This window comes from Bifidobacterium sp. SO1, assembly GCF_018555335.1.
GTDB classification, from domain to species: Bacteria; Actinomycetota; Actinomycetes; order Actinomycetales; family Bifidobacteriaceae; genus Bifidobacterium; species Bifidobacterium simiiventris.
This window is the reverse complement of record NZ_JAFEJR010000002.1, coordinates 371507-378378: the sequence shown is the minus strand read 5'-3', so window position 1 is coordinate 378378 and position 6872 is coordinate 371507. Positions and strand designations below refer to the sequence as shown.

4 protein-coding genes are annotated in these 6872 nt (G+C 63.4%); 1 reads left to right on the top strand and 3 read right to left on the bottom strand.

The annotated features are described in order from the left end of the window. Positions 1–152 precede the first annotated feature (152 nt). On the bottom strand, positions 153–689 hold the full coding sequence (locus tag JS541_RS03675; protein WP_214373125.1) for a M24 family metallopeptidase: 537 nt from the start codon (positions 687–689) through the stop codon (positions 153–155). A gap of 29 nt (positions 690–718) precedes the next feature. Next, positions 719–2365, bottom strand: coding sequence for an ABC transporter substrate-binding protein (locus tag JS541_RS03670; protein WP_214373124.1), 1647 nt, complete (start codon positions 2363–2365; stop codon positions 719–721). Between the two features lie 300 nt (positions 2366–2665). On the opposite strand from JS541_RS03670, the gene JS541_RS03665 reads away from it, so the two are divergent. After that, positions 2666–5017 (top strand): beta-L-arabinofuranosidase domain-containing protein, encoded by a 2352-nt coding sequence (locus JS541_RS03665; protein ID WP_214373123.1) that lies wholly within the window; start codon positions 2666–2668, stop codon positions 5015–5017. A gap of 126 nt (positions 5018–5143) precedes the next feature. On the opposite strand, the gene JS541_RS03660 is transcribed toward JS541_RS03665, so the two are convergent. Next, positions 5144–6796: an ABC transporter substrate-binding protein gene (locus JS541_RS03660; RefSeq protein WP_214373122.1), complete on the bottom strand. Its 1653-nt coding sequence runs from the start codon at positions 6794–6796 to the stop codon at positions 5144–5146. Between the last annotated feature and the right edge of the window lie 76 nt (positions 6797–6872).

The window sequence follows — 6872 nt, the reverse complement described above, 5'->3', positions numbered from 1 at the left end:
CCATCCGCATGGCCTACGGCTTCCACCACGTCACCAACCTCATCAGCCTCGTCATGCTCAGATGCGGCGGACTCAACATCCAACTACCAACACCAACAACCTAACCCACGAAAACAGCAGAAGCCTCAGAAAACACTCTGCAAAGCACCAGGTCACGCGCAGGCAGCCTCCTGCGCAAGGAAGCTGTCGAGGTACCGTTCCGGCCCGTGGGATGCGAGCCACGCCTCGACCTCGTCGGGCGTGCGGGCGAAGTCGCTGATGAGCTTGGTCGTCCCGTCCGTATCGACCATGAGGTCGTCTTCGATGCGCACGCCGATGCCGCGGTAGCGTTCGGGCACGAGTTCGCCGGCGACGTCGAAATAGAGGCCGGGTTCGAGCGTGAACACCATGCCGGGCTTGAGCGGCGCGTCCGGATAGTATTCGTTGCGCGACCGGTAGGCGTCGTGCACGTCGATGCCCATGTGGTGCCCGGTGCCGTGATAGAGCCAGCGGTAATGCTGATGACCGTCGGGCCGCAACGCCTCTTCGACGCTAACCGGCAGGATGCCGAGCCGGTGCAACGAGCGTGCGACCGAGGCGAGCGCCGCGTCGAGCATGTCGTGGTAGACGGCTCCGGGCTTGTTGGCCTCGCGTATATACGACGATGCCCGGCCCGCCGCGGTAGGACGACGAGGCCGAGCATCGGTCACATTATGCGTTCACGGTCATTCGTGCGCAATCAGCCCTTGGTGATTTCGTAGAACACCGGGACGCCTTTCCAGTTCGGTTCCACGTTCTTGACGCCCTTCGCGTACACGCCGTTGGCGTTGGAGTTGTACAGCGGGATGGCGGGCAGATCCGTCAGCAGGATCTCCTCGGCCTGCTGGTAGAGCTTGTTCGCCGCGTCGAGGCTGGACGCCTTGGCGGCCTCGTTGAGCAGCTTGTCGAACGCGGGGTTCTTGTAGTCGCCGTCGTTCGATCCCTTGCCGTCCGCTGCGGACGACGAGAAGATCGGCTTCAAGTAGTTCTCGATCGACGGGTAGTCGGCCTGCCAACCGGTGCGGAACGCGCTCTTCATGGTGCGGTCGGTGATCGCGGCGCGGAACTCTTGGAAGGTCGCCACGGGGTTCGTGGCCGCGTCGATGCCGAGGTTGTTCTTGAGCTGGTTGACGACTGCGTCGTAGATCGGCTTGGTGCCGCCGTCGGTGTTGTAGGCGATGGTGAACGTGCCGGAGAACTTGGAGATCTTGTCGGCCTTGGCCCACAGCTCCTTGGCCTTGGTCGGGTTGTAGGTCAGGTTCTCGTTGCCCTTGAGGCTGTCGGAGTAGCCGGCGGTCATCGGCGAGGAGAATTCCTTGGACGGGGTGGCGGTGCCGGAAAGCACCTTGCTGGTGATCTGCTCACGGTCGATGGCCATCGAAATGGCCTGGCGGCGCAGCACGCCCTCCTCGCCGCTGAAGTGTTCGAGCGACTGCGGGATGGTGAACGTGGCGGTGCCGGAACCGGCCTTGGAGTAGGAGTTGAGCTTGGAGTTCTTCTGGAAGGTCTTCAGCGCGGTGGCCGGCACGTTCGAGGAGACGTCGAGGTTGCCGGACTGGATGTCGGCGTACGAGGAGTCGTTCGACGTGTAGACCTTGAAGTCGAGGCCGTCGTTCTTGGCCTTGAAGTTGCCCGGATAGTCGTCGTTCTTCTCGACGACGATGTCGGCGTTGTGCTTCCACGACTTGAACTTGTACGGGCCGTTGCCGACCGGGGACTCGCCGAACGCCTTCGGGTCCTTGAAGAAGGATTCCGGCAGCGGATAGTAGCCCGAGTAGCCGAGGATGACCGGGAACACGGCGTTCGGCTCGTTGAGTTCGACGCTGAAGTGCGTGTCGTCGGTCACGTGCAAGCCGCTCAGCTGCTCGTCGCCCTTGAGCCCGTCCTTCTGCAGATCGTCGTAGCCCTTGATGACCGAGAAGAAGCTGGAGTTGAGCTGGCCGTTCTTCGCGTTCGCCGTGTAGCTCCACGCCTTGGTGAACGATTCGGACGTCACCGGAGTGCCGTCGGTGAACTTCCAGCCGGACTTCAACGTGACGTCGAACTTCGTGTTGTCCGAGTTCGGCTCGATCTTGTCGGCCACCTCGTTGACGGAGGTGCCGTCCGGCTTGAAGCCGACGAGGCCGGAGAACAGCATGTCGATCACGTTGCCGCCGGTCGTCTCGTTCGTATTGCCGGGGACCAGCGGGTTCTGCGGCTCGCCGTTGGCGATCGTGATGACCATGCCTCCGGAATCCTTGGACGCCGTGCCGCCGTTGCCGGTGCTCGAACCGCAGCCGGAGAGCAGCAATCCCGCGGACAGTGCCGCCGCGGTCGCCGCGATGATCTGCTTCTTGTTGATGTGCATGGGTTTCCTCCCTCATGATGCCCGACGCCGCGTCCCGTGGAACCGGAACCCTTACCGTCTTGGGTATGGTCGAGTAAAGACCGCATGTGTTGCAGTCCGTTTACGCATCATCGCCGAACGGGTAACGGGCAGTTCACGACGGTGTTACGGACCTGTCAGGCGTGGCCTATCGTTGCGACCGGTACAGGTCTACGTTCCGGTCTGTCGCGTTTTCCAAATCGAGAACGATCGGATAATGGATACCGTATCCGGCCGCGTATTCCCGGCGGCCGGCGTCACGCACCGTCGGAAGGCACCATCATGGCAGACACCAACGCAACCGATCAACGGATCGCGGACAAGGATGCGCAGTTGCTGTATATCGGCAATACCGGCACCGTCGAGTTCGACCTCGATCTGCCGGCGAGCGGCGCGAACGGTTCCACGATCACTTGGTCGAGCGACGACGAACGCTGGATCAGACCGGACGGCACGGTGCACCAGCCGGAATACGGCCGCGGCTATCGCGACGTGACGCTGACCGCGACATTGACGCACGGCATGGCGAGCGCGACGCGCACGTTCACGGTGCGCGTGCTCGAACAGCACAATACCGTCGCCATACGCAGCGTGTTCCCGGTCTCGCTGACCGTACGCTCCGGCGAGCCGTATGCGTTGCCGACGTATACGGCGGTGCGCACCGAGGACGGCATGACGATTTCGCAGCGCATCGCATGGCATGACGGCGTGGAACATACGGCCCCGCGCCTACCGCACGACGGCGGGCACCGGCACGACGTGCGCTGGCATGGCGTGGTCGACGGCACGGACGTAGCCGTGACTGCCATCGTGCATGTGGTCGATCAGGATCCGCAGCCGCGTGAGGATACGGCCGACCGGCGCACGCCGATTCCGCTTGGCCATGTACGTCTGACGGGCGACGGCGTGCTCGCGCGCAATCAGCGGCATCGTCTTGCCTATCTGCGCGGGGTCGACGACGACCGGCTGTTGGTGGAGTTCCGCCGTGCGGCCGGGCTTGATACGCGGGGCGCGCAGCCGATGACCGGTTGGGATGCGCCGGATTCGCTGTTGCGCGGTCATACTACCGGGCATACGCTGTCGGCCTATGCGCTGGCGTATGCGGCCAGCAGGGATATGGCGATCAAGGCCAAGCTGGAGTATGTGGTGGCGTCGTTGGCCGAGGTGCAGCGGGCGTTCGCCGCGCGGCCGGGAGCGGAACCGGGGTTCCTGTCAGCGTATGACGAGACGCAGTTCGACCGTTTGGAGGAGCTGGCGCCGTATCCGACGATCTGGGCGCCGTATTACACGCTGCACAAGATCCTCGCCGGTCTGCTCGACGCGTACCGGTATGCGGGCAGCCGTCAGGCGCTCGATGTGGCCCGCGGCATCGGCGACTGGACATACGAGCGGCTGCACCGGCTGGATCACGAGCGGCTGCAGCGCATGTGGAGTCTGTACATCGCCGGCGAGTTCGGAGGCATGAACGACGCGCTGGCCGACCTGTATAAGCACACCGGCGACGAACGGCATCTTGCCGCCGCCTGCCTGTTCGACAACGACCGGCTGATGGAGCCGCTGCGTCAGCATGTGGATGCGTTGGGCGGCATGCACGCGAACCAGCATATCCCGCAGGTCATCGGCGCGGCGAAGCTGTTCGAGGCGACCGGGCTGCCGTATTATCTCGATCGGGCGAGGTTCTTCGCGGATGCGGTGCTCGGCCATCATCTTTATGCGATGGGCGGCACCGGCCAGGGCGAGATGTTCCATCAGCCGGACGAGATCGGTTCGCTGTTGGCGGACGATACGGCGGAAAGCTGTGCGTCGTACAATCTGGTCAAGCTGGCGGTCGAATTGGAACGGTACTGCTCCGAGCCGCGATACGCCGATTATGTCGAGCACTCGGGAATCAACCATATCGCCGCGACATGCGATCATCGCCGGGCCCATGCCGATGACGGCGGCAGCATCTATTTCATGCCGACGCAGCCGGGCGGGCGCAAGGAGTTCGATCCGGACGAGAACAGCTGCTGCCACGGCACCGGTTTGGAATCGCATTTCTACGCCGCGCACGGCGCGTATTTCACAGACAAGGACGCGTTGTATGTGCGCCGGTATCTCAACGGCACGTTGGATGACGATGCGGCGCGGCTGACCGTGACGGCGGACGATGCCTCGCCCGAACGTGTGACGATTCGGATCGACCGGCTCGATCGTGCGACGCTGTGCCTGCGCGTGCCGGACTGGAGTGCGGGCGGCCAGATCGATCTGCGGGTGGACGGCCGTAAAGTACCGTTCGGCGTGATCGAACTGTCGCGCTCCGAGATCGGCGAACTGTCGTTCACGGCCAGTGCGATCGGTTTGGATTCGTGGGATGGCGCGAGACTCGACGTGATGTTTGCGCCGCATGTGCGGCTGTTGCCGACGCCCGACCGGCCCGAAGTCGCGGCCGTGGCATGGGGGCCGTATGTGTTGGCCGCGTTGGACAAGCGAGCGGACATGCTCGACGTGCCGATCGATGACGCCGATCCCGATGCCGCGTTCGAACGGTCGGGCAGCAAGCTCGCATTCACGCACCGGCTCACGGGTCTGAAGTTCGTGCCGTTGTTCATGATCGAGGATGAGCCGTATCACCTGTATGTGCGTACGCGATAATCATGCGGCCGATGACCGCATGCCGCGGGAATCGACGCGCGGGAAAATACGGTCGAAAACGACGATGGGGGTGCACCGGCAGCCACCGGTGCACCCCCATCGGAATCGAAACGGGTCAGACGCCCGTCACTTCTTGGTCAGTTCGTAGAACGTGGGCACGCCCTTCCACGTCGGTTCGGCGTTCTTCACGCCCTTGGCGTAGACGGCGCTGGAGTTCTGGTTGTACAGCGGGATCGAAGGCAGGTCGTTGAGCAGGATCTCCTCGCTCTGCTGGTACAGCTTGTTGGCGGCGTCCACGCTGGAGGCGCTGGCGGCCTTGTCGAGTAGCGCGTCGAATTCGGGGTTCTTGTAGTCGCCGTCGTTCGAGCCGTGGCCGTCGGCCGCGTTCGAGGCGTACAGCGGGGCGAGGTAGTTTTCGATCGACGGGTAGTCGGCCTGCCAGCCGGCACGGAACGCGCCCTTGATCGAACGGCTCGTGACGGCCTCGTGGAACTCGCTGCTGGTCGGCATCGGGTTCGTGGCCGCATCGATGCCGAGCACGTTCTTGATCTGGTTGATCACCGCGTCATAGGTGGCCTTGTAGTCGCCGTCGGAGTTGTAGGCGATGGTGAACGTGCCGGTGAACTTGGAGATCTTGTCGGCCTTCGCCCACAGTTCCTTCGCCTTGGTCGGGTTGTATTCGAGGGTGCCCTTGTTCTTCAGGCTGTCGGAGTAGCCGGAGACGGGCGGCGCGGTGAAGTCGGATGCGGGGGTCGCGGTGCCGGCCATGATCTTGTCGCACAGCGTCTTGCGGTTGATGGCCATCGAGATGGCCTGACGGCGCAACTTGCCTTCCTCGTCGTTCTTGAAATGCTCGAGCGTGTCGGGAATGGTGAACGTGGCGATGCCCGAGCCGGGTTCGCTGTACGATCCGAGCTTCGGATCCTTCTGGAACGTCTTGACGGCGGAGCTCGGGATGGTAGCGGACACGTCGAGGTTGCCGGACTGCACATCGGAGTAGGACGCGTTGTTGGACGTGTAGATCTTGAAGGTCAGGCCGTCGTTCTTCGGGGTGAGGTTGCCCTTGTAGTCGGGGTTCTTGACCATTTCGATGCTGGAGTTGTGCTCCCACTTCTTGACGATGTACGGGCCGTCGCTGATCGGCTTCTCGCCGAACGCCTTCGGATCCTTGTAGAACGCCTCGGGCAGCGGGTTGTAGCCGGAGTAGCCGAGGATGACCGGGAACACCGAGTACGGCTTGTTGAGTTCGACGGTGAAGTGCGTGTCGTCGATGATGTGCAGGCCGGACAACTGTTCGTCGCCCTTGAGCTTGGACGTGTCCTGCAGGTCGTCGTATCCCTTGATCATCGAGAAGAAGCTCGCGCACAGCTGGCCGTTCTTCGCGTTCGCGGTGTAGCTCCACGCCTTGGTGAAGCTTTCCGACGTCACCGGGGTGCCGTCCGAGAACTTCCAGCCGGATTTGAGCGTGATGTCGAACTTGGTGCTGTCGGAGTTCGGCGTGATCTTGTCGGCGACCTCGTTGACCGCGGTGCCGTCCGCCTTGAACACGACCAGTCCGGAGAACGCCATGTCGATGACGTTGCCGCCCGCGGCCTCGTACGTGTCGCCGGGGATGAGCCCCTTCTGCGGCTCGCCCGACGCGATGGTGATGATGTTGTCCGACGACGCCGTGTCCGAACCGCCGTTGCCCGCGGAGGTGCTGCCGCATCCCGCCAGAAGCAGACCCGCGGACAGCGCCGCGGCCACGGCCGTGAAGGCGCGCGATGATCTGATGGCCATATCGTTTCCTCTCTCATGGCTGGGACGACGGTCAGGGCCGCCGCCGGCGCTTCTTATGACGAAGCGCATGCCGATT

Coding starts and splice junctions, on each gene's coding strand:
- JS541_RS03670 (WP_214373124.1), bottom strand. CDS start 2,365: ATGCACATCAACAAGAAGCAGATCATCGCGGCGACCGCGGCGGCACTG.
- JS541_RS03665 (WP_214373123.1), top strand. CDS start 2,666: ATGGCAGACACCAACGCAACCGATCAACGGATCGCGGACAAGGATGCG.
- JS541_RS03660 (WP_214373122.1), bottom strand. CDS start 6,796: ATGGCCATCAGATCATCGCGCGCCTTCACGGCCGTGGCCGCGGCGCTG.